The organism is Streptomyces sp. NPDC085932 (genome assembly GCF_044540525.1).
In the GTDB taxonomy this organism is placed as follows: domain Bacteria; phylum Actinomycetota; class Actinomycetes; order Streptomycetales; family Streptomycetaceae; genus Streptomyces; species Streptomyces levis.
In genome coordinates, this window is record NZ_JBITSJ010000001.1 from 1927875 (window position 1) to 1949816 (window position 21942).

18 protein-coding genes are annotated in these 21942 nt (G+C 71.6%); 8 read left to right on the forward strand and 10 right to left on the reverse strand.

Translation table 11 applies throughout. The annotated features are described in order from the left end of the window. Positions 1-251: 251 nt before the first annotated feature. A complete protein-coding gene (locus tag ACIGAQ_RS08260; protein WP_399780145.1) occupies positions 252-1799 on the forward strand; it encodes an MDR family MFS transporter in 1548 nt (515 codons plus the stop codon). 650 nt (positions 1800-2449) lie between these two features. On the opposite strand, the gene ACIGAQ_RS08265 is transcribed toward ACIGAQ_RS08260, so the two are convergent. From ACIGAQ_RS08265 to ACIGAQ_RS08285, 5 genes are all read right to left on the reverse strand, one after another. Then, positions 2450-3496, reverse strand: coding sequence for a Gfo/Idh/MocA family protein (locus ACIGAQ_RS08265; RefSeq protein WP_399780148.1), 1047 nt, complete (start codon positions 3494-3496; stop codon positions 2450-2452). 76 nt (positions 3497-3572) lie between these two features. After that, a complete protein-coding gene (locus ACIGAQ_RS08270) occupies positions 3573-4781 on the reverse strand; it encodes an adenosylhomocysteinase (RefSeq protein ID WP_399780151.1) in 1209 nt (402 codons plus the stop codon). Positions 4782-5428: 647 nt separating this feature from the next. Continuing rightward, positions 5429-6328, reverse strand: coding sequence for a hypothetical protein (locus tag ACIGAQ_RS08275; RefSeq protein ID WP_399780154.1), 900 nt, complete (start codon positions 6326-6328; stop codon positions 5429-5431). A 76-nt stretch (positions 6329-6404) separates the two neighbouring features. Continuing rightward, positions 6405-7547 carry a DUF4185 domain-containing protein gene (locus tag ACIGAQ_RS08280; RefSeq protein ID WP_399780157.1) on the reverse strand — a complete coding sequence of 381 codons (1143 nt, stop codon included), beginning with the start codon at positions 7545-7547 and terminating at the stop codon, positions 6405-6407. A gap of 218 nt (positions 7548-7765) precedes the next feature. Further along, complete coding sequence (locus ACIGAQ_RS08285; RefSeq protein WP_399780161.1) at positions 7766-8041, reverse strand: hypothetical protein; 276 nt, start codon at positions 8039-8041, stop codon at positions 7766-7768. Between the two features lie 150 nt (positions 8042-8191). Between ACIGAQ_RS08285 and ACIGAQ_RS08290 the strand changes: the two genes are divergently transcribed. Then, positions 8192-11134, forward strand: coding sequence for a hypothetical protein (locus ACIGAQ_RS08290; RefSeq protein ID WP_399780163.1), 2943 nt, complete (start codon positions 8192-8194; stop codon positions 11132-11134). 75 nt (positions 11135-11209) lie between these two features. Here the strand turns inward: ACIGAQ_RS08290 and ACIGAQ_RS08295 are convergent, their stop codons facing one another. Next, positions 11210-12670: an FAD-dependent oxidoreductase gene (locus ACIGAQ_RS08295; protein ID WP_399780166.1), complete on the reverse strand. Its 1461-nt coding sequence runs from the start codon at positions 12668-12670 to the stop codon at positions 11210-11212. A 109-nt stretch (positions 12671-12779) separates the two neighbouring features. Here ACIGAQ_RS08295 and ACIGAQ_RS08300 point away from each other — a divergent pair, with 109 nt between their 5' ends. Both ACIGAQ_RS08300 and ACIGAQ_RS08305 read left to right on the forward strand, forming a co-directional pair. After that, entirely contained in the window at positions 12780-13403 is a 624-nt protein-coding gene (locus ACIGAQ_RS08300; protein ID WP_362285449.1) for a TetR family transcriptional regulator, read from the forward strand. A 519-nt stretch (positions 13404-13922) separates the two neighbouring features. After that, complete coding sequence (locus tag ACIGAQ_RS08305; protein WP_399780169.1) at positions 13923-14606, forward strand: hypothetical protein; 684 nt, start codon at positions 13923-13925, stop codon at positions 14604-14606. 120 nt (positions 14607-14726) lie between these two features. On the opposite strand, the gene ACIGAQ_RS08310 is transcribed toward ACIGAQ_RS08305, so the two are convergent. Continuing rightward, entirely contained in the window at positions 14727-16874 is a 2148-nt protein-coding gene (locus ACIGAQ_RS08310) for an FUSC family protein (RefSeq protein ID WP_399780172.1), read from the reverse strand. 231 nt (positions 16875-17105) lie between these two features. Then, positions 17106-17906, reverse strand: coding sequence for an alpha/beta fold hydrolase (locus tag ACIGAQ_RS08315; RefSeq protein WP_399780175.1), 801 nt, complete (start codon positions 17904-17906; stop codon positions 17106-17108). A gap of 280 nt (positions 17907-18186) precedes the next feature. Here ACIGAQ_RS08315 and ACIGAQ_RS08320 point away from each other — a divergent pair, with 280 nt between their 5' ends. Further along, entirely contained in the window at positions 18187-18669 is a 483-nt protein-coding gene (locus ACIGAQ_RS08320) for a hypothetical protein (protein ID WP_399780178.1), read from the forward strand. Here the strand turns inward: ACIGAQ_RS08320 and ACIGAQ_RS08325 are convergent. Both ACIGAQ_RS08325 and ACIGAQ_RS08330 read right to left on the reverse strand, forming a co-directional pair. Continuing rightward, on the reverse strand, positions 18630-18881 hold the full coding sequence (locus ACIGAQ_RS08325) for a hypothetical protein (RefSeq protein WP_399780180.1): 252 nt from the start codon (positions 18879-18881) through the stop codon (positions 18630-18632). The genes ACIGAQ_RS08320 and ACIGAQ_RS08325 overlap by 40 nt on opposite strands. A 137-nt stretch (positions 18882-19018) precedes the next feature. Further along, entirely contained in the window at positions 19019-19639 is a 621-nt protein-coding gene (locus ACIGAQ_RS08330; RefSeq protein WP_399780183.1) for a sigma-70 family RNA polymerase sigma factor, read from the reverse strand. Between the two features lie 697 nt (positions 19640-20336). Between ACIGAQ_RS08330 and ACIGAQ_RS08335 the strand changes: the two genes are divergently transcribed. From ACIGAQ_RS08335 to ACIGAQ_RS08345, 3 genes are all read left to right on the forward strand, one after another. Next, a complete protein-coding gene (locus ACIGAQ_RS08335) occupies positions 20337-20903 on the forward strand; it encodes a VOC family protein (protein WP_399780186.1) in 567 nt (188 codons plus the stop codon). 234 nt (positions 20904-21137) lie between these two features. Beyond that, the gene (locus ACIGAQ_RS08340; RefSeq protein WP_362285470.1) at positions 21138-21407 is read left to right on the forward strand and encodes a hypothetical protein; all 270 of its coding nucleotides are present in this window, start codon (positions 21138-21140) and stop codon (positions 21405-21407) included. 162 nt (positions 21408-21569) lie between these two features. Next, complete coding sequence (locus ACIGAQ_RS08345) at positions 21570-21824, forward strand: EF-hand domain-containing protein (RefSeq protein ID WP_399780189.1); 255 nt, start codon at positions 21570-21572, stop codon at positions 21822-21824. Positions 21825-21942 lie beyond the last annotated feature (118 nt).

A 21942-nucleotide genomic window follows, 5' to 3' on the forward strand; every position in this document is an offset into this window, starting at 1 on the left:
CGTGGCTGTCCTCGCGACGGGCCTGTCAGCAGGAAGGAAGGCACGCCGAAGGGGGCGGCGGAGGGCAGAGCGAGAGTGTCGGGAGTGCGGGCTTGGCGCCACTCGACTGCAACTCAATGACGGATCGACGCAAGCTGCGCTATCGCAGCGACTCGGCCGCCGACAGGAGCAGGAAACCGCGTAAGTGCTACAGTGACGTGACAGATATTATGGTTAATGGCATTAGTATGAGCTCCTAGGGAGGGTCCCCCATGTCGAAGGCAGACAAATCCCCTGCACCCGAGGCGGGTGGTGGTGTCGCCGCAGCGATGAGCGCGCTGGTCCTGGCCGTCCTCCTCGCCGCCCTGGACCAGACGATCGTCTCGACCGCGCTGCCCCGCATGGCCGAGGACCTGAACGGCTTCGACGACATCGCGTGGGTCAGCGCCGCCTACCTGCTCGCCTCGACAGCGGTCACCCCGATGTGGGGCAAACTCGGCGACATGTTCGGCCGCAAGCGGCTGTACCTGGCCTCGGCCTCGGTCTTCCTGATCGCCTCCGTGGCCTGTGGCCTGGCGCGGAACCTCTCCGAACTGATCGGCGCCCGCGCCCTGCAGGGCGCGGGCGGAGGAGGCATGATCGTGCTGACCTTCGCTCTCGTGGGCGACATCGTCGGCCCGAGCGAACGCGGCCGCTATCAGGGCATGTTCGGCTCCGTCTACGGCGTCGCCAGCATCGTCGGCCCCCTGCTGGGCGGTGTCTTCACCGACCAGCTGTCCTGGCGGTGGGCCTTCCTGGTCAACCTGCCGGTCGGCATCGTGGCCCTGGCCATCGCCGCCCGGGCGCTGCCCGCCGCCGCCCCGGGCACCCGGGCCCGGGTCGACTACTTCGGCGCCACCGTGCTCGCCGCGATCGCCACCGGCCTGGTCCTCGTCACGTCGTTCGGCGAGCGCTGGGGCTGGGGCTCACCCGCCGTCGTCGGTCTGATCGCCGGCACCGTCGCCCTGGCCGTGCTGCTGGTGCCGGTCGAACGCCGCGCCGCCGCCCCGGTCCTGCCACCCGCCATGTTCACCTCCCGGACCGTGGTCTTCTCCTCCCTCATCGGGTTCTTCGCCAACGCCGCGATGTTCGCGGTGCTGGTCTACCTGCCGACCTACCTCCAGATCGTCCACGGCGTCTCGGCCACCCTCTCGGGCATCCACATGCTGCCGCTCGTCGCCGGACTCGTCGTCAGCCAGTCCCTGGCCGGACGCCGGGCCGCACACGCCGGCCGGCTGCGGGCGATCCTCCTGGCGGGCCTGACCGCGAACCTCGCCGGGCTGCTCCTGCTGAGCACCATCGGAGCGGCCACCCACACGCTCGTCCTGAGCGTCTACTTCCTGATCACCGGCATCGGCATCGGCATGGTGCCCATGGTCGTGCTCACCACCGTGCAGAACAGTGTGCCCGCGACGGACCTCGGCGCCGCCAGTGCCGTCGTCACCTTCGCCCGCTCCATCGGCGCGGCCTTCGGGGTCGCGGTCTTCGGCACCCTCCTCAACACCGGCTTCGCCGACCGCACCCACGCCCTGCCGACCGCCGGTGGCTTCGACGCCACACGCCCCGACACCATCGGGGAGCTGCCCGGCACCCTGCGCCACACCGCCCTGGACGCGTTCGCCCACGCCACGGCCACCGGCTACCTCTGGATCGCGCCCACCCTCGCCCTCGGCATGCTCCTTGCGCTCTTCCTGAAGCCGACGCGGGAGAGTGGCGCAGCCCCCGCCGCCCCCGGCCGCTGCGAACCCTCGGCCGACAAACGATCCGTCCGCGCCACCTGACCCGGCCCCGGCGCCTCAGGTTGCCGTTGCTGCGGTCCCGAGGCGCCGGCGGGGAGCTGGGCCTGCGTCGTGGCGGTGGTCGCGCGGTACTGCCAGCCCGACGGCGCGGTGAGCGTGACACCCGCCTCGGTCCAGGCGGACGGCGAGGAGTTGGCGAGGGTGGCCCGCACCGCGAAGGACCTCCGCGCGCCGCGAACCCGGGACGCTTCAGGGACAGTAAAGGCTGCTGATGTACGGGTCGTTGCGCATCCAGTACAGGTGGTCGTGCCGCTGCACGTTCGGGCCGGTGAACAGGGGTATTACGGACATGCCGTCGATGTCCCGGGGGTGGGCGTGCCGCCCGACTGGGCGAAGGTGGGCAGCAGGTCGGTCAGCGGAATCAGGTTGCGCTTGATGCCGCTCAGAGGGCCGTTCGCGTCGAAGGTGTTGGGTTGACACCGCCTTCCTGGTGCGGGCCGTTGTCGTCGGAGACGAGGACCATTGGTGTCCTCGCCGATGCGGAGCACGTCCAAGCGGTCCACGACCTTGCCGACGAGTCCAGCGTGCGCTGCTCTATGAGGTCGGGCGCGACCCCAAGAGCGCCTGACGCGTGACAAGGGACCGGATCAGGCCGCCGGTGCGCCTGATCCGGCCCCCTTCGTCCCCGCGGCTCAGATGTGGGGCAGGTCCACAACCGCGTCGCACAGCGCCATGGTGGCGACGTTGTCCCGTGCGGAGGTGACGGGCGTGGTGCCCCGCCGGACGGTGTCCAGGAAGTGGCTCACCTCGCCGGCGAAACCGCGCAGGTACAGGTCCTGACTGCCCCCGGAGGCGGGGGAGTTGACCGAGTGGGTCAGGACGGTCTGCTCGGTGAGCCCCTGCCAGGCCTCGGCCGGCTCCGGCCCGCCGGTGGCGCCGGGGACCTGCCGGTGCACCAGGGTGGTGAGATTGTCCGCGCGCACGAAGCCCCGCGTGCCGGTGACGGTGAGCTCCTCCTGCTCGCGGCTCCACGCGGGTACGCCCGCGAGCGTCAGGTTGCCGACCACGCCGCTCGCGCAGCGCAGGGTGAGCGCCATGCTGATGTCGGCGTCACGGGAGTTGCGGAATCCCGTGACCTCGGCGACCTCGCCGAACAGCCCCCGGATGAGATCCAGGATGTGGATCGCGCCGAACTTCAGATATGTGTCGTCGCGCAGGGTGTCCGTCCAGGGTGCGAAGGCGAAGAACCCGTGGAACGACACCGCCCGCCCGAACTGCCGCTCATCGGCGATCAGTTCGGCCAGCCGCCGGTAGAGCGGGGCGTGCCGCTTCATGAAGCCGACCATGACGTGCCGGCCGCACGCCGCCGCGGTCGCGGCGACCCGGCGGGCGTCGGTCTCGTCCAGACCGAGGGGCTTCTCCACGAAGACATGCGCTCCGGCCCTGAGGCAGTGCTCGGTGACGGTGGCCTGGTCCTCGGGGGCGACGCTGACGAACACCGCGTCCAGTGCGTCCTGGGCGAGCATCCGCCGGTGGTCGCCATGACCGTGCCGGGCGCCGTGCAGGGCGGCCGCTGCCCGGGCGGCGTCCTCGTGGCGGGTCGCGATGCTGGTCAGACGGGCCCCCGCGAGCTCCAGTGCGGGGTACAGATTGGCGCGCGCGTGCCGGCCGTGGCCGATGAAGCCGAGACGCAGGTCCTCGGCGCGACGGCCGCTGCCGATGGCGGTGGGTGAGGCCATGAGCTGCTTCCTCTTCGAGAGCTGAGAGATGAGAGGTGAGAGACGAGAGGGGAGAGTGGCGGAGGACAGAACCGGTTCAGGCGGTGAGGTGGGCGAGGAAGTCCGAGGCGATCTCCCGGTCGACCTCCGCCGGTAGCGGCTGCGCCCCGGCTTCGAGCGGGAGCGTGGCGACGGCGGCCAGGCTGCGGGCCTGGAGGGTGAGCCCGAGGTCCATCGCCTGGATGGGATTGCCCTTGGCCGCGGTCAGGTTGATCATCCGGCTCCCGGCCAGGACGGTGATCTCCCGGCCGTCGCGCAGCCGGTGCACGGCGCGTTCGTCCTGCACCGAGCCGAAGCGGGTCACCGCGACGCTGCGCGCGGCGAGCGCCTCCTCGTCGATCTCCCACGGCATGTGGCCCACGCCTGCGACGACCGCGCCGTCCGCGAGGGCGTCGAGCTCCTGGCCACCGATGACTCCGGGACGACCGGTGGCCAGGAAGAGCAGCTGTGTGCGGGGCAGGAGGCCGGCGAGCTCACCGACTTCGTGACCGCGCATGACCGCCTCCAGGGCGCGGTACGGGTCCGGTTCCGCCACGCCGACCCGGGCGCCGAGCCGGGCCAGGGTGTCGGCGACACCGATGCCGCACGGCCCGGCCCCGACCACCGTCGCCCGCACGCCCGGCAGCATCAGGTTGGTGGCGTTCATGAACCCCTGGACGATGCTCTGGCCCACGCCGTACTCGTTCTCGACGAGCAGTTTGAGCCTGCTGTCGTTGATGACGACCACGGGGAACGGCGGCGGTGTGCCGAGGGCGCGGATCCGCAGCCCGCCGGTCGTGGTCTCCTCGGTGCCGCCGATCAGCTGCGGCAGCCCACCACGGCCACCGTCCCCGCCCCCACTCGCGGTCGCGGCTGCGGCGACGGTGAGGTCGCCGCCGTTGTCCAGCAGCAGGTGCGGGTCGCAGGCGAGGACCCGCTGGATGTTGCGGTGATGGTCGTCGAGGCCGTCGCGGCGGCGGCCGTGGACCGTGACGCCCGCGGCGCGCAGCGCGTCGGCGGTGTCGTCCTGGGTGGTGCCGGGCGACCCGGTGAGCGTCACCTCGGCCCCCGCCTCGGTGAGCAGGGCGACCAGGGCGGCGGTCTTGGGCTCGATGTGCAGGCACATCGCGATGCGCTTGCCGGCCAGGGCGGCCGCGTGACGCCGGACGGTGGAGGTGAGCAGCGGCATGTACCGCAGGGCCCAATCGGTGCCGTCGTGGCCGAGGGACGGAAGAGCGCGTGCGGATGCGGGGGAAGGCGAGTGCATGTCCACTCCTGAAGGTCGTGACGCGCGGCCCGGGGAGGTGTGCGTCCGGGCGCGCCGGGTGACGTGCTGCGCGGCTGAGCGCGCGAGGGCGGCGGGGCGGCGGCGCGGCGGAGCCGGTCAGGCCAGACGGGGCACAGCACAGGCGCACAGCCGGGGACACCGCGGCCGGTGGCTAGCCGTAGAAGTCGCAGCGGTAGCAGTGGTCACCGAAGACGGGCAGGCGGCGCACCGCCCGAGGAGCGGACACGCGGAGGGGCACGGCGACGGTCGTCACGACACATCCCTCCCTTCGGGTCCTCACGGGAACTTCGACGTTATACGTATCACTGCCCCGGGGCAATACACGGGTCCCGGCCCCGGACGGTCGGAACCGGCCGGTATCGGCTCCGAGGATCCGACGGACGCTCTCGTCCGGGCGTCGCCCGGCACGCGTGCTCCGCGAGGTTGCGCTCCCTCCTCGCGAGGAGATCCGTGTCGTCGGTGGGGTGCCGCGTCGTGTCCACGGTGGGACCCGTCACGCCCTGAGCGCTTCCGTCGGTCGGGCGGCTCCGCGCCGGCGGGCCCGAGACGCGCCGCGTCACCGGCATGCTGCCGGGCCTGTGCCCCGCGCGAGCGCGGGGCACAGGCCCGATTGCCGGCCGGAGGTGTCAGTTCCCGTACTGCAGCGGGCGGTAGGCCTTGTACTCGCTGCCCGCCGCCAGCCCGTATGTCACCGAGCGGTGGCTGGTGCCGTGCACACTGCGCTGCTCGTACGCCGTGTAGGACCGGTGGGCGGCGTCGTTCCACTTCTCGAAGACGACGACGTGCCGGGTGTTGCTGGTGCCGATGGCGTCGATGACCAGGTCGCCGGGCTGGAGCTCGTTCATGGCGATGGGGCGGGTGTGCCCGCGGCCGGCCAGCCCCTGGGTGTTGGTGCCCGGCGTGGGCAGGCCCAGCGCCATGGAGGCGTAGCCGGAGCAGTCCTGCCGGTAGCCGTCGCGCCAGTACTTGTCCTGGGCGTAGGGCACCGGGCGTCCGCCGTTGGCCGTGAGCCAGACCGCGGCGCGTTGCAGGGTCTGCCGGCGTGAGCCGGGCTGGGGGTCGGGCTGCCCCGCCCGCACCGGGACGCCCGGCAGCCGGTCTTCGGGGATGTCCACCGCGACGACGGTGAGGAAGCCGGTGACGGGCTTGGTGATGTGGGCCATGAAGGTGGAGCAGGCGCTGCCTTCGCAGACCCGGCGCCCGGTGTCGACCTGGTAGTCGGCCGTGATGCGGTCCTGGCCGGGGGAGGACCGGTTGATCATGCCCACGGAGGGCGAGCCGATGTCGGGCGTGGCGTGGACGGCCCAGCGTGTGCCCCAGGTGGGGAAGGAGGCGGCAGCCCGCAGGCCGGTGGCGCCGGCGTGCGCGGGTGCTGCCGCCGCGGCGCGGTCGGGCACGGCGGCACCGCCCGCGGCGAGGCAGGTCAGGGCGAGCACCGGCAGCAGCCCGCGCAGGGCGGCGGACCGCGCCGCGGCACGCCGGGAGGCGTGGGGGGCGAAGCGGAACGTGGACGTGGACGTGGACATGGTGGTGGTGTTCCTTCCGTGGGGGGAGTGCTTCCGACGAGCGAGTCGTCAGGTCGGGTGAGGGGCTCGTGGCAGGTCAGGCGGCTAGTCCGCGGACGCGGAACTGCATGACGCGGTAGGGCCAGCCCGCCGCGGTGTTCCATTGGCTGACCGACAGGTGCAGGTCGTCGAGCGTCGACCCGGGGATGACGTAGCCGCCGTACAACTGGGCCACGTGCGTGTCGTCCTCGTTGCCCCAGGACGTGCCCCGCAGCAGCGTGCGGCGGTGGGCGGTGCGCAGGTCGGCCGCGGGGTGATCGGCGACGAGGCCCTCGATGCGGTAGTCGCCCTGGTTGAACCAGGTCAGCACCCACCGCCCGTCGAGCGGCCGCAGGCACAACTCGCCGAAGGCGCCGTCCAGGACGGGCGCGGGCGGATTGCCCCAGGCCCAGCGGCCGTCGGGGCCCCGTCCCCACGGCTCGTAGGCGCCGGGCTCGGTCAGCCTGCCGGGGCGGACCCGGTGCAGGATGACGGGCTTGTTCCGCTGGAACCCGGTGGACAGGACGTAGACGTGCCCGTCGTCGCCGAGGGCCCAGGTGAGCAGCTGGAACATGCCGCCGTGCAGGTCCGGGGCGAACACGGCGCCGGTCGGGACCCAGGTCGCGCCCGAGTCGTCCGACCGCCAGATCTCCGTGCGCACCACGTTGCCGAGCCCTTTGTTCACCATGGCGTGCAGGTACATGCTGCCGCCGAGGGTGATCACGTCGGACGGCAGCACGGTGGAGTACTCGGAGTTGTCGTGGTCGTACGGCCACAGCTGCCGGGCGTGCCGTCCGCCCACCGCGCCGGTCCAGACGACCGGTCGGCCGGACCCCTCGAAACGCCCGTACAGCGCCACGGGCGAGCGCCACCAGCCGCCGCCGACCCTGGCCTCCTCGAACGTGTCGCCGAAGACGAACAGCAGCCGGCCGTCGGGTGTTCGTACCGGCACGCCCAGGTCGGTGGCCGCCATGCGGAACCCGGTGGTGAGTCCGGGACCGGTCAGGTCGGCGACCTTGGAGACCCGCAGGGACCCGGCCGCCGCGTGGGCCGGGGCACGCAGCAGGGGACTGCCCAGGGCCGCCGTCGCGGCCGCCCGGAGGAATCCGGCCCGGCTCAGGTGGACCGGGCGCACGGGGGCCCGTGCCTCTGCCGATCCGCGCGGCGCGGGCGGGAGGCCGTCCGGTGTGCTGTCGAGCATGAACGCTCCTTGCTGGATGTGCGGACAAGGGGGAAGGGAGGGGCGGGGTGCGGGGTGGCCGCGGTGTCCGCGAGGGCGTACGCCGGACGGGAGGCACGCGGGAGCTCCACCTGCGGGTGTGCTGTCCCCCCCGCCGGGCGGCCGGCTACGGACTCCGGTGGTCCGGCCCGTTCGGCAGGTCGCCAGGACCTGCCGAACGGGCACGGGCGGCCGGAGGATCAGCGGTTGGTCCACAGGTGGTGCAGGAAACCGCCCTTCCCCGGGGCGCAGCTGTAGTTGTCCCAGTGCCCGCGCGCGATGCCGGCGTCGCCGGCGTCGCGGCACGTCTCCTTGGTGAAGTACCAGCCGCGGTAGACGTCCTGGCCGTCGGCGAGCGGCCGGAGGGAGGGCGCGGTCTGGGGAGCGGCGACGGCGGGCACCGTCACGCCCACGCCGAGCACAGCCGCGGCAGAGACCAGGAGCGCGGGCAGGACCATCCGTACACGAGTCTTCATGGGATTCCTCATTTCCGTTCGTCGTCCGGTCCTCGGAGCGGGACCTGATGCACCGTTTGTAGCCGCTAATCTGTTGTTCAGGACCGGCCGGCCGACGCTGAACAAACGGATGCCGAACAATCCGTGTGACCCGGGGGAAGGGTGGTCGCATTGCCACGGGGAGAAAGCCCTCTGGATCCGGACGCCGGTCCGCTGTTCGAATTCGCGGCAGGTTTACGGAAACTGCGGGAACAGGCCGGCCGCCCCACCTACCGGGATCTCGCACGGCGTACGCACTACGGGATCGCGACGCTGTCCTCGGCCGCGGCCGGACGTCAACTGCCCAGCCTGGCCGTCACCCTGGCGTACGTCCGCGCCTGCGGCGGTGACGAGCGGGAATGGAAGCTGATCTGGCAACGGACGGCTGACGCCTGCACCGGCACGGACGCTTCGACCGGGACCGGCGCGGAGAACCGGCGAACGAGCGCCGCCAAGCCGCCCTATGCCGGTCTGGCCGCGTTCCGGGAGGCCGATGCCGCGTATTTCTTCGGCCGCGAGAAACTCACCGCCGCACTCGTCGAACACCTGAAGGAAAAACGGCTTCTCGTGTTGTTCGGGGCCTCGGGATCCGGTAAGTCATCGGTGCTGCGCGCAGGCGTGCTCCCCGCCTTTCCCGACGTTCCCTCGCTGGTCTTCACGCCCGGCCCGAATCCCCTGGAGGAATGCGCCGTACGGCTGGCGGCCCGGGCCGGCACCGCTCCCGGCCCGGTGCACGCCGGCCTCACGGCCGAGCCGCGCACCTTCCACCGCATGGTGCGGCAGATCCTCGCCGGGCAGCAGCAGGAGGGCCCGGCGGCGGACGAACTGCTCGTCGTCGTGGACCAGTTCGAAGAGGTGTTCACCCTCTGCCGTGACGTACGGGAGCGGGAGCGGTTCGTCACCGCGCTCGTGCACGCGGCCCAGGGCCCCGGCAGCCGTACACGGGTCGCCATCGCCGTGCGGTCCGACTTCTACACGCACTGCACCCGGCTGCCCGGCCTCGTCGACGCCCTGCCCCATGCCCACCGTCCTGTCGGCCCGATGACCGCAGAGGAACTGAGAGCGGCGATCGTCCAGCCCGCCGCCCGCTCCCGGCTCACCGTCGAAAGCGCCCTGCTGACGACCCTCACCGCCGACGCCCACGGCCGGCCGGGCGCCCTGCCCCTGCTGTCGCACGCTCTGCTGGAGACCTGGAGGCGCCGGCGGGGCAACGCCCTCACGCTGGCCGGCTACCGTGCGGCGGGCGGCATCGAGGGCGCGCTCAGCCAGACCGCCGAGGAGTTCCACGACGCCCTGGACGACAGCCGCCGGAGGGCCGCGCGGCGGCTGTTCCTCCGGCTCGTGGCGCTCGGCGAGGGTACCGAGGACACCAAACGCCGGGTGCCACGTCAGGAACTCGACAGCGGCCCGGACACCGCGTTCGTCCTCGAACAGGCGACCCGGGCCAGGCTGCTGACCGCCGACGCCGGCCATGTGGAGATCACCCACGAGGCGCTGATCCGCTGCTGGCCCCGGCTCGGCGCCTGGCTGGAGGAGGACCGCGGCCGGGAACGCCGGCACCGGGCCCTCACCGAGGCCGCCACTGTCTGGGAGTCCCTGAACCGCGATCCCGACACCCTGTATCGCGGGGTACGCCTCGCCGCCGCGAAGGACCTCCCCCCAGAGGGGCTGACCGCCCGGGAACGTGCCTTCCTCGATGCCTCCGAGGCAGCGGCACGGCAGGCGCAGGAGCGCGACCGTCGCCGCCTGCGCCGTCTGCGCCGGCTGGCCGGAGCCTTGGCCGTCCTGCTCGTGTGTGCCGTGGCCGCCGCCGGTTTCGCCGTACGGGCACAGGACACCCTCACCCGGCAGCGCAACGAGGCCGTGGCCCTCCGGGCCGCCGATGAGGCCGTGCGCCTCAGCCCGCACCATCCGTCACTGGCCGTCCAGGTCGCGCTGGGCGCATACCGGCAGACCCGCCAGGACCGTACGCGGGACGCCCTGCTCAACACCCTGTCCGTCGCGTCGATCGGGCCCAGAACGGCCGGCCCCGGACGAAGCGGGCGCGCACCGGCCCAGCACACACCGGCCGGGCACACCCCGGCCGTTCCCGCCGACGGCCGCGTGCTGGCCATGGCCGACGGCGCGCGGATCGTCCTGTGGGACATGAGGGATCCACGACAGCCCCGCCGACTCGGTACCACCGACGGAGTCGGCCTGGGCCCGATCCAGTTCACCCGGGACGGCGACACTCTGATCGGTGTCGACAGCAAGGGCACGCTCCGGCTGTGGGACGTGACCGATCCGCTTCGTCCCAGGGCGCTGTCGAAGCGGCCCACGGAACACACCGGCTACGTCTACTCCGTGGCCGTGCGCCCCGACGGCCGCGTGGCCGCCACCGGCAGCTACGACGACACCATCCGCCTCTGGGACATCAGCGACCCGGCCCGCCCCCGCATGCTCGACGAGCTCACCGGGCACGACGACGACGTCAAACCGGTGGTCTTCGGCCCCGACGGAAAGACCCTGGCCTCGGGCTCCAACGACCACGACGTCCGCATCTGGGACGTGACCGACCCACGCCACGCTTCCCTCATCGCGACGCTGACCGGGCACGAGCACTTCGTCGACGCCCTCGCCTACAGTCCGGACGGCCGTACGCTGCTGAGCGGAAGCGACGACCACACGGCGAGGCTGTGGGACATCAGCGATCTTCCCCGGCACTCCGGGCTGGGCCGGCTGGCCAGACACACCGACATCGTCACCGGCGTGGCCTTCGCCTCCCACGGCCGCACCGCGGTGACCGTGGGCATCGACGGCGTGGTGGAGGCCTGGGACATGACCGACCGCGCGCGCCCCGTCCCCCTGGCCCACCTCACCAACCCCCGCGGGACGGTCAAGGAGGTGCGCTACCTCAAGGCGGACGGCACGTTCCTCACCGTGACCGCCCACCACAGCGTTCAGATCTGGTACACCGACATCGGCCGGGCGCTCACCGACGCGTGCGACCGCGTCCACGGCAGCATCAGCCGCGCCCAATGGGCCCGCTACTTCCCCCGCCTCGCCTACGAGCCGCCCTGCCCGCGCCGCTTCTGACCCCACGGCCTCTGCCCCCATGGCTTCCGCCCCCATGGCTTCCGCTCCCATGGTCCTCGGGCGCACCGTGCGCAGTCACTCCCGTGCGTCGTGCCGCGGTGTCTCCCGGGTGTTCGCGCGGAGCAGGGACCAGCACGGGTCGGCGGTGAGCGCGTCCAGATCGGGTTCGGTGTCCGCCGCCCAGGCCGCGTAGCCGTCGGGGCGGACCAGGACGGCACCGGGCAGGCCGTCCACCGGATCGGCCGCGACGGCCCCGAGGCCGGATGGCAGGATCCCGGCCGTGTCGAGCAGGGCCGGCCTGCCCGAGCGGAAGAGCGCGGGGTCGAGTCCGGGGACCCGGTGACCTGTCAGCGGGTGGGCGCCGGGCAGGTCGTAGGCGTGCGAGAGCCCCGACATCAGTCCCGCCAGGTGCCGGTTGGTCTCCGGAAGGCGCATCAGGCCGGTGAAGACCTCGCGCAGTTCGACCACGTCCGGACCGGGTCGCGGGGCCGCGAAGACCCGTTGGGCCTGGGTGATGTGCAGGACCCAGGCCCCGGCCGGATGGCGCTCGGTGTGGTAGGTGTCCAAGAGGTCCGCCGGCGCGTCGCCCCGCAGTACGGCCGCCAGCTTCCAGCCCAGGTTGAACGCGTCCTGCATGCCGAGGTTCAGACCCTGACCGCCGTAGGGCGGATGGATGTGCGCGGCGTCTCCGGCGAAGAACACGCGGCCCGCGCGGTAGTGGTCGATCTGCCGGGTGGCGTCGCTGAACCGGGAGGCGTTCTCGACCTCGGCCGGCACGGTCCGCTCGCCGTACACCCGGCGCAGCAGCCCGGCGATCTCGTCGAGCGTCACCGGCCGGTCCCTGGCCGGTTCGTCCGGCTCCACGCCACCGCCGGTGAACCGGTAGCGGTCCCCGCCCAGCGGCAGCAGCATCCCCCAGCCCTCCTCGGCCTCACGGGTGAGGGTGCTGATGTGCCCGTGCGTGGTGGGGACGAGGTCGGACGCCGACGCCAGCCGGACGTCGGCCAGCACCGCCGTGAACGTTCCGGGCCGGCCGGGAAACGGCACGTCGAGCAGCTTGCGCACGGTGCTGTGCGCGCCGTCGCAGGCCACCAGGTGGCGGGCCGGGACGCGCTGCCCGCCGGCCGTCACCGTCACGCCGTGCTCCGACTGCTCCACCGCGGTCACCGCGGTGTCGCGCAGCACCTTCACCCCGAGCTCCGCGGCGCGTTCCTGCAGTACCTCCTCGACCTCCCACTGCGGGATCGAGAGCACGTGGGGGTGCGCGGTGTCCCACACCGTGCAGTCCAGGGGCACCGGCAGCAGAGCGAAGTGGCCGTCGAGCGGCTCACCTCGCATGGCCCGAGCCCGCATCGGCTCCAGCAGGCCGCGCAGGTCCAGCAGTTCCTGGGTGCGCGGCTGGATCGCACCGCCCTTGGTCTGCCGGATCCGGTGCGGCAGCCGCTCCAGCACGACGGTGTCCACGCCGCCGAGGGCCAGTTCGCAGGCGAGCGTCAGGCCGGTGGGCCCGGCGCCCACCACGATCACATCGGTCATTGCTCCTCCAGTATCCTCAGTCTCTTCACCGAGAGCAAAAATACACCGAGTGCAGAAAGTGTCTCAGCGCAGAAGGATCCCCAGTGCACGTTTCGGCTATCGTGGCGGCATGACAGGGCTGCGCGAACGCAAGAGGGCACGCACGCACGCCGCCATCTCGGAAGCGGCCATCGCGCTCTTCCTGGAGCACGGCTTCGACCAGGTGTCGGTCGCGCAGGTGGCGGAGGCCGCCGAGGTCTCCAAACGGACCGTGTTCGCCTACTTCCCGGCCAAGGAGGACCTCGTCGTCCACCGCTTCGCCGACCACGAGGCCGAACCGGCCCGGGTGGTGCGCGCCCGCCCCCGGGGCGTGGATCCCCTGAGCGCCCTGCGCGACCACTTCCTGCGGGGGCTGCGCGACCGCGATCCCATCACCGGTCTCAACGACCTCCCGCAGATCCTCGCGTTCACCCGCATGGTGACCGAGACGCCGGCCCTGCGCACGAGAGCCGCCGGCTTCCAGGAGGGGGCCGGGCGCATGCTCACCCAGGCGCTGCAGGACACCGCGGGGGTCCCCGCCCTGACCGCGCGCCTGGCGGCCACGCACCTGGTGAGCACGCAACGGCTTCTGGCGTTGGACAACTTCCGCAGCCTGGACGGCGGCCGGTCCGCGGACGAGCGCCACCCGCAGGCGGTAGCCGACGCCGAGCAGGCCTTCGCGCTGCTGGCGGAAGGTCTGGCCAGGCACCTGTGACGCCTGTGCCGGCGTCTGGCGGTTCCGGCCCATGGTCGGCAGCGGCACTCAGGCAGCCTGGCGGCACACCCCGGTGAACCCGACGATCACCTCCGGCCCGAGAGGTGCCTGGGGCGGGCATGCGCGAGGCGGTGCGCACACTGCACCAGGAGTCGTTTCGCATGGCGTCGCTGCGCCACCAGGCTGCTCGCGCGCTCCGCGACGGAGGCCGGATATGACGCACCGGGTGCGATGGCCAAACCGCTCATTACTCAGCATCGCGAAATCATCCGTCCGGAGCGATCCGACCACCCTGGAGACGTTTCTCCAGCCCGTCTGCGCAGGCGCATTCGCAGCCGGGATTGCCGGCGATGTTGTCAGCGGAACGGGAGGGAATCGCGAGACTGGCGCGAAACACGGTGTGCGTTCCTGGTAGTTGAGGCCATTGCGGAGCTGCCGGTTCAGTGCAATCCTCGGGCGACGCTTCGGATCGTTGACAGGGAGGGAAAATCCATGTGGTCGGCCGGTAGTCAGGTGCAGGTGATCGATGTTGACAAAGACGAAGCTCCTGCGTTGGTTTCCGTAGCTGGAAAAGACGATGAAACCGGCGGCGCCAGCAACCGGATCATTCTGCACAGCAGGGAGCCTCTCAAGACTTTCATCACATACCTGAGGCGGCACGCGAGGCATCCAGTCGTGAACCAGTACGAGGGGCACTCCATCCACCTGCTCTACGGTCACTACCTCGCTCCCCGCGGAAGTCACGAGCCACCCGGCGTCAAGAGCCCACTCAACGCGGTCGACATGGGATGGGGGCAGGGCACTCTCAATCCGAGTTTTGAACTCCCCAACACGGAAGCCAAGACGAAGATCAAAATATTCAATCTCGCCGCGAAGGCCTTCACGATGCTCCTGTCGCCGAAGGATGCCGTTCAAATGGCCGCAGAGCACACGGTGTTGAGGAGGGACTACTACCTGATCATCGCGGGTCGGAAGGAAACCCTGGGGCTGAAGGGTGAAGAGACCCGCATCAGCCTTGCTGACTGGAGTGTGACCGAAGGGGAGAATGTAAAAATCTCTTTCGGGGATGTCGCCGATGCCCTGCAGGAGCACGAGAAGCTGATTGACCACGCGAACGCCCACACTCTTGAGCGGCTTTTGAAGCACCTGAAGGAGCACCACAAAAAACACGAAGTCGACAGGTACCACCAGAGTCTTGAGTAGGGCAGCAACTCGGATGACGGGCAACTGGAGTCGCACCCGCGACCGAGGCATGACCACCGCCGGCCGCGCGTGGTCCCGGCCGGCGAAGGCCGACGGCGAAGTCGTCGGGCGGGTCGGCAGTCACCTCAGTGTGCCGTCCGCGTGCGGACCCGACGCTCCGGTTCCCCCGCCGGGACGGCCGGTGGCCGCCTCAAGGTCCGCGGTGAGCGCGACGAGCCAGGTCTCCAGGTCGATCAACAGCGGCAGCACCCGCGCCGGGACCTCCGCCGCCACGTCCGGGGGCAGCGGAGAGAGCCGGACGCGCAGGCCCCCCGGCGGGAAGTCCGCCAGGCGCCGGGCCGCCCCCTCCACCTCCTCGGAGGCGTCCAGAACCCAGCGCCGGGCCGTGGACGGCAGGCCCTCCCGTGTACTCATCCGGGGCAGCCAGTAGGCACCCACGAGGACCCGCACCCCGTAGTTGAGGGCGGCGAGCCAGTCCGGCCCGTCCTCGGCGGCTCGCGGGGAGAGCTCGGTGCGGTACTGCGCGTAGGCCCCCTCGGCGATGCGCAGCCGGTGTCGTGTCAACCACAGGGCCCGCCCGGCGACTTCGTGCCCCGCGCCGGAGTCGTCGCCGCCCGCCGAAGCGGCGCTCACGGTCGCCCGGACCAGAGGCGCGGTGGCGATCAGCAACTGGCGCGCGCTGCGCCGGATCTCGGCCCGCGCCCCGGCGGGCCAGGCGAACAGACCGCACAGCAGACCGATCGCACTTCCGGTGAGCACGTCGACGAGTCGGGCCTCCGCCAGCTGCCACGTCACCGGCGCGATCTGCGCGAACGCCATGGTGACGACCAGCGTGAACAGCCCCTGCGCCCACGCGGGCCCCTCCAGCGGCCCCACGGTGAAAGCCAGCAGCATCACCGGCACCAGCAGATACGCGTAGACGTCGGAGGCGCCCCCTGCCCCGACGACGAACACCCCGGCGGCGCACGCGCCCGCGAACGTCCCCACAGCCGCCGACCGGACGGCCGACCAGGTCGCGACGGCCGTGGTGCGCCCCAGCGTCAGCACGGCGAGCAGAACCCAGAAGCCGTGGGCCAGGTCGAGCCAACCCGCCACCAGACGGGCGAGGGAGAGACCGAGCGCGATGCGCCAGGCGTTCTGGAAGATGACGGAGCGCCGCGTGAACAGTCCAACGACGCGGATCAGCCACAGGCGGACCGTTCCCGTCCCGGCGTACCAGAACTGCTCCTGGGGCAGCCCGTGCACCGCACGGCGACCGCCGACCGCCAGGGCCACCGCCGTGCGCACGGTCACCGCCGACACCGCGACCGTCAATACCGTCGAGCGCCGCCGCAGGAGCGCGTGGGTGGCAGCGCTGCGCGGGTCGCCCGCAGTGCCGCGGACGGCCAGGAAGTGGTCGATCATCTCCTCGACCGGTTCCGGCCCGCCGACGGGCCGCACCCGGCGCAGGACCCCTGCCGAGTCCCGGCAGGTCGCCGCGACGCCACGCAGCAACTCGTTCGAGGCCGGGTCCGCCCCGGCGCGCGGCAGTTCGGACAGGGCGGCCAGCTGGTCCAGCAGACGCCGGGTCGCGGAGCCCGCCTGGGCCAGTGCGCGGTCCGTTCTGCCCGCCCCGGTCGGACGGGAACCGGCCGGCTGCTGCGAGAAGCGCAGATCGCGGCCGGCCTGTCTCAGCCGCGCGGCCAGGCCGGGCTCCGGGGCCGCGACGCCCACCAGGCCGTCGGCCGCGCGGGCCGCGAGATCGAGAGCCTCACCGATCCGCCCGCGATACGACGGCTCCGCCGGATCCGGCAGCAGCGTCACCTCGCACAGCGCCAGCACCGCCATACCGAAGGCCATGCCGGTCAGGCGCTGGGGCAGGGTGTCCGGCGCGTAAGGCGGGAAGCAGGCGAGGATGTAGAACAACTGCAGGCCCGGGACGGTCCCCGACAACCGCGGGCCGCACGCCGCGCCGAACGTCAGCACGAAGCCGACGGCCAGCATCCCCGCGACGGCCGACCAGGTCGACACGGCGAGGACGGTACCGAGCGCGGTCAGCGCGGCGGCGCCCGGCAGGGCCCGCAGCACGGTGCCGGCCCGCCCCCGCCCCGACCCCGGAACCGGCGACAGCAGCCCGAACGCGATCGGAGCGAACAGGGCGTAGACCGCGGCGACGGGCCGGTCCAGGAGATACAGGGCGGGGTAGAAGCCGACAGCGGCGGCCACCGTGACACGCAGCGCGCGCCGGCCGGCACGGACGGAGGCGAGGAGCGACGGCCGTTTCGGCATGATCGAACCTTCCCACGCACACCCGCGCGGGCTCCGCCCCGTCACACGAGTGTCGCGCTCCCGAGCCGGCGTCGCTCCCGGCCGGAGCGGGCCGGCCGGTGGCTCGCGCCGGTGCGGTGCCTGCGCAAGTGGCGTCTGCCGTGCCCGAGGAGCAGCGAAACCACCGGAGTTCCCGGGTCACGTGCCCGGGGCGCTCACACTCGCCTTCGAGGTCGCGGGTCTCTCGCCGACCTATGAGCCGGCGACGGACGACGGCTCGGCGCGGCGGATGGGGAGCATGGTCTCGGCAGGCTCCGCGGTCAGATGGTCGACGACCAGGTGACTGACCTCGGCGGGCTTCTCCAGCGGGACCACGTGCGACGTGCCGGGCACGACGGCGAGCTCCGAGCCCGGGATCGCGCGGTACAGGGCGATCGTGTGCTCCAGCGACACCATGTCGTCGTCACCGACCATGACCAGGGTCGGCGCGCTGATCCGGGCCAGGTCCTCGGTGGTCAGGGTCGGCTCGGTGCGCCACATGTCGAGCACCTTGCGGGCGACCACCGGCCAGTGCTCGGGGCCCTCCGGCGCCACCGGTTCGTACAGCTCACGGAAGAACTCCAGGTCGGAGCTGTCGGGTGTCATGCGGTCCAGCAGGGCGGGCTCGGCCCAGCACTCCCCGGCGGGACGGAAGTTCGTTCCGATCACCACGACCTTGCGCACCAGGTCGGGGCGGGCGAGGGCGACGAGCAGGGCGACGATGCCTCCGTCGCTCCATCCGACCAGATGGGCCGGAGCGTCGACGACCGTCTCGATGAAGGCCACGGTGTCGTCCGCCATGTCCTGGTAGGAGAGGGGTCCTTCGACGTCGGGTGTGTGGCCGTGCGCACGCCGCTCCGGCAGGAAGAGACGGAACGTCTCCGCGAGGCCGGACCGCAGCGCTCCCCAGGTGTCGTTCGTGCAGAAGCCGCCGTGCAGCATGAGCAGCGGATCGCCGCTGCCGTCGGTCTCGTACCACGTCTTGACGCCGGGAAGGTCCACATAGTCGCCCATGGCCCAGGCTCTCTGCCGTGTCGTCGTCACTCGCCGGTGCCGGTGATCACTCGGCGGTGCGAGTGATCACTCGGCGGCTCCGGTGGTCACTCGGCGGTGCCGTTGTCACCGTCAGTCTCCGTCGCGTCGGCGGGTCTCGCAACGGCGACATCCGGGACGCAGCGCCTGTCTCCGCCGTGAAGGCCCTTCGTGGCGCATTGTCGCCGTTGACCCGCTCCTCCCCTCGTGCGACCTTCGGACCGCCCTCGCCCGGGGGCGATCACCCGACCGGGAGGAGAACATGGTGACGACAGGCAGTGCCAGACGCCGGGCTTCGGCGGCCGCGGTCACCCTGCTGGCGCTCGGCATCGCAGCGTCCATGGCGGCCCCGTCCGCCGCGGCGCCCGGCTATACGCCCGCCCGGGAGCCGGTGAGCGTGGCGCCGGGAGTCCTCGGCGACCCGACCCCCGAGGAGCAGGAGAAGCTGCGGGAGGTGGCCGGTGCGATATGGAGCCCCGAGCTCGCGGCCGGCTGGAACATGAACGCGGACGTGGCCGCCGTCCTGTCGACCGCCACCGGAGAGATCCTCCGGTGCAGCGAGCGGTTCGCCCTCGTGCCGCGCCCGCCCGGCTTCGTCCCCGGCCTCGGCTACCTGGTCAGCTACTGGAAGAACCTGCGCGACTACTTCCTAGCGGTCCAGGACAACCGGACGTACCGCGCCTGCGTGGTCACCGCCGCGGCCAACTACCGCTCACCCATCGAGATCGCCTCCATGGGCATCTGACTCGGCGCATGACCGTAGGCCTGGTGCAAGGGCGCGGCCGACTCCGCTGTGCCGAAGCTCATCGCCCGCGCCAGTTCCCGCTCCAGGCGCTGCGCGTCACGGCGCACCTGGGCGGGGACGTCGCCGCGCTCGAAGACCAGACGGTCGAAGACGGGCGTGGTCTGAGGCTGCTTCAGGTGGTGCGGGAGATGGGCAGAGGACGCGAACTGCATGCGGTACTCCCGGGGGAGGGCGAGGGGAGGACAGCAGCCCTCGCCCGGTGGCAGTCACCTTCGTCAACCCGCAGTAGACCATCTGTTCGGGTGCTTGCCAGGGGCCGATGAGGCAGAGGACCTCAACAGCCAGACGATCAGGAGGCCGTCTCACCGGCCAGAGCGACCACGGTGGGGTCGGCGGCGAGACGATGGCGCGCTTGATGCAGGTGCACCCGCACGGTGCTGGGGCTGATGCCCAGTTGCCGCGCGATCTGGGACGGGGGAGTGCCGAGCGCCCACAGCCATGCGACCTGCCGCATGCGAGGAGGAAGTCTGCCGAGAGCATCCAGCAGTCGACTGTTGCGGAGCGCTTCGACGACGACCTCCTCGGGACTGCGTTCGACGTCGTCGGCGTCCAGGAGTTCGCCGGTCGTCACCTCCAGCTTGAACCTCGATGAGGCGAAGTGGTCGGCCACCAGGTTGCGGGCGATGGTCACCAGCCACGCACCGAAGTCCCGCCCTGTCCACGTGAAGGTGTCCAAGCGTTGGAACGCACGGGTGAACGCTTCACTGCACAGGTCCTCTGCGATGGACCTCCCTCCGGTCCGGTAGTACACGTACCGGTACACCGTGTCGCTGTAGGCCGCGTAGAGCAGGGCGAAGGCCGCACTGTCACCAGCCTGTGCACGGGCGACGCACTGCGCGATGTCTTCGATCCCGAAGGCCGGCTCCCCGTCCGAGGGGCGCGGAGCCGGCGAGGTCGGCGAAGCCATCATCCTTCAGCTGTCGCGCGAGCGGGGTGGCGCAGGGCGATGCACACGGCGACCCCGGACTGGACGAGGGCGGCGACGCCGGCTGCGACCGTGGGGGTCAGCGCGGCGAACCCGACTGCGGTAGTGAGCAGGATGACGATCACGAGGACCGTTGCTCGCCCGCTGTGCGGAAGTGGCAGGCCGCACCGCGTCTGCCGGCAACTGTCTCCAAGGCGGTGCCGAAGGTGCCGCATGGCGAGAACTCCCTTGTCTGAGAAGGCTTTCCGCCGTGCTCCGGCCAAGGACTGCGGCGGAACAGCCCTGCGAAGTGACACTCGCAGTGTGGAACCAGTCACACCCTGCTTCCTAGACCTGTGCGGCGTGGATAAGTTCACACGCTTCGGGCTAAACGCCCTGGATGCCGGGATCGTTGAACAGTCCGACAGCGCCTGGTGGTGAACACTGGCGTTCAGGCGGCCGCGGAGGCCGGCCCGTCTGAGAAGGGCCCGCCGTCTTGCTCCGGCCGAACGACTGGGACGGCGGGCCTTCGACGTGCAGCGCAGCTTTCAGGAGCCCGCACTGACTGCCTGCATGTGCCGAGCGGGGCGCACATCGTGGCGAGGCATCCCGTGATCACCCTCACCACCGGCAACGAGGACGGTTCCCGACCTACATGGCTTCTACTGTCGTCGGCATCTGCTCGCCCTGTGAGAGGACTGTCATGACCGTGCATCACAGCGCCACCCCCGAGGGATACACCACGGTCGCGCCCTGGGTGGTCACCGACGACACGGGAGCCTTCCTCGACTTCGTCACCGAGACCTTCGGCGGTGAGGAACTCGCCCGCGTGACCACCGAGGACGGACGGATCGGTCACGGCGAGGTCAGGATCGGCGACACGATCGTGCTGGCCTTCGACCGCCATGCCGACTGGCCCGTCATGCCGAGCCTGCTGCGCGTGTTCGTCCCCGATGTCGACAGGGCCGTCGCCCGCGCCGTCGCGGCCGGCGCCCAGGTCGTCACTCCCGTCCTGAATCACGCGTTCGGGCAGCGCATGGGGCGTGTCCGCGACCCGTTCGGCACGATCTGGTGGGTGGCCGCCACCATCGACGGCCTCTCGGACGAGCAGATGTGGAAGCGCATGACGGACCCCCTGTACGTCGAGGCGATGCGTGTGGCCCAGGAGACACTCGACATCGAACTCAGCGGCCGAAGCGACGGGCGCAGCAGCGCCCCCGTCAGCTCAGCCGGGCGGACGAGGCCCGGGCCCACCTGTCCACCGCGTTGACCGTCATGGGGGACGACGCACCTCTCCGCAACCAGGTCGACCAGGACGACATACGACAGCCCCGTGTCGCCCGACCAGCCGGTCGCCGACGACCCCGGGCGGCAGGGAAGGCAAAGCACTTGGTCCCGGCGCCGGCGTGAGGGCGGCTTACTTCCCCGTGACGGCACTGCCGGCCGGACGCTACGTTGTGAGCGCGGCAACGGGCTTGAGGTGAAGCGGAGTTGGGGGGACGGCATGAAGCGGTCGTACAGGCTCGGCGCAGGAGTGACCGCCGGGGTGGCGGCATTGCTGGTCGCGGGATGCAGCACACCGACCGACTACAGCGAGATCGTCACCTTCACCGACCGGCACGGCCGCGTCTGCACCGCGGCGGTGGTCGTCGACCAGGAGCAGAACGAAGGCAGCGACTACGAAATCAGCAGCCTGGACTGCGACTACCCGCCCCAGGGCGCCACTCCGGGCCCCAGCGGCTACTCGTCCCTGCCGAAGCGGGACACCGAGTGACGCGGCTGTCCGCCGTCGGTTGGTCAGCGGTGGGCGAGCCCTGATGTGCCCGCGGGGTGCTCAGAGCGGGTTCCTGCGGACAGGGGAACCCGGGCCGCTCGGCATGCGTCCTTCCGTCTGAGCGGGACGGCTCGACCGACGACACACCAACGGGGACACGTGATGAGCGACAAGGCCCGCAGACTCTTCGAGGCCCTCGACCTGGACGGCGACGGGCTCCTGACCCGTGAAGAGGTGATCAACGCCCTCCTCGCGAAGGGACCGTCGCTGGCCGCCACGGGCGTCATCCCGTCGTGGGGGGTGCAGGGCGTCGACGCGTCCTCCGCCCTGTTCGACGCCGCCGACCAGAACGGCGACGCCGCACTCACCTTGGAGGAGTTCACCGCCGTGGTCGACCGCCGTTTCGGCTGGACCTGATCCCAGGCACGACAGGAGCGATGCCGTCCCTCAACCCGGCGCGAAGGCGCCCGCGGAGGGCCTGCTGCAGAGAAGCCGCGCGAGGGGGGCGGAGGCCGATGGAATACGTCACTGTCGA

Bases quoted from the DNA above. Each gene is read 5' to 3' on its own strand.
- ACIGAQ_RS08260 (WP_399780145.1), top strand. From the start codon at position 252: ATGTCGAAGGCAGACAAATCCCCTGCACCCGAGGCGGGTGGTGGTGTC.
- ACIGAQ_RS08265 (WP_399780148.1), bottom strand. From the start codon at position 3,496: ATGGCCTCACCCACCGCCATCGGCAGCGGCCGTCGCGCCGAGGACCTG.
- ACIGAQ_RS08270 (WP_399780151.1), bottom strand. From the start codon at position 4,781: ATGCACTCGCCTTCCCCCGCATCCGCACGCGCTCTTCCGTCCCTCGGC.
- ACIGAQ_RS08275 (WP_399780154.1), bottom strand. From the start codon at position 6,328: ATGTCCACGTCCACGTCCACGTTCCGCTTCGCCCCCCACGCCTCCCGG.
- ACIGAQ_RS08280 (WP_399780157.1), bottom strand. From the start codon at position 7,547: ATGCTCGACAGCACACCGGACGGCCTCCCGCCCGCGCCGCGCGGATCG.
- ACIGAQ_RS08285 (WP_399780161.1), bottom strand. From the start codon at position 8,041: ATGAAGACTCGTGTACGGATGGTCCTGCCCGCGCTCCTGGTCTCTGCC.
- ACIGAQ_RS08295 (WP_399780166.1), bottom strand. From the start codon at position 12,670: ATGACCGATGTGATCGTGGTGGGCGCCGGGCCCACCGGCCTGACGCTC.
- ACIGAQ_RS08300 (WP_362285449.1), top strand. From the start codon at position 12,780: ATGACAGGGCTGCGCGAACGCAAGAGGGCACGCACGCACGCCGCCATC.
- ACIGAQ_RS08310 (WP_399780172.1), bottom strand. From the start codon at position 16,874: ATGCCGAAACGGCCGTCGCTCCTCGCCTCCGTCCGTGCCGGCCGGCGC.
- ACIGAQ_RS08315 (WP_399780175.1), bottom strand. From the start codon at position 17,906: ATGGGCGACTATGTGGACCTTCCCGGCGTCAAGACGTGGTACGAGACC.
- ACIGAQ_RS08320 (WP_399780178.1), top strand. From the start codon at position 18,187: ATGGTGACGACAGGCAGTGCCAGACGCCGGGCTTCGGCGGCCGCGGTC.
- ACIGAQ_RS08325 (WP_399780180.1), bottom strand. From the start codon at position 18,881: ATGCAGTTCGCGTCCTCTGCCCATCTCCCGCACCACCTGAAGCAGCCT.
- ACIGAQ_RS08330 (WP_399780183.1), bottom strand. From the start codon at position 19,639: ATGATGGCTTCGCCGACCTCGCCGGCTCCGCGCCCCTCGGACGGGGAG.
- ACIGAQ_RS08335 (WP_399780186.1), top strand. From the start codon at position 20,337: ATGACCGTGCATCACAGCGCCACCCCCGAGGGATACACCACGGTCGCG.
- ACIGAQ_RS08340 (WP_362285470.1), top strand. From the start codon at position 21,138: ATGAAGCGGTCGTACAGGCTCGGCGCAGGAGTGACCGCCGGGGTGGCG.
- ACIGAQ_RS08345 (WP_399780189.1), top strand. From the start codon at position 21,570: ATGAGCGACAAGGCCCGCAGACTCTTCGAGGCCCTCGACCTGGACGGC.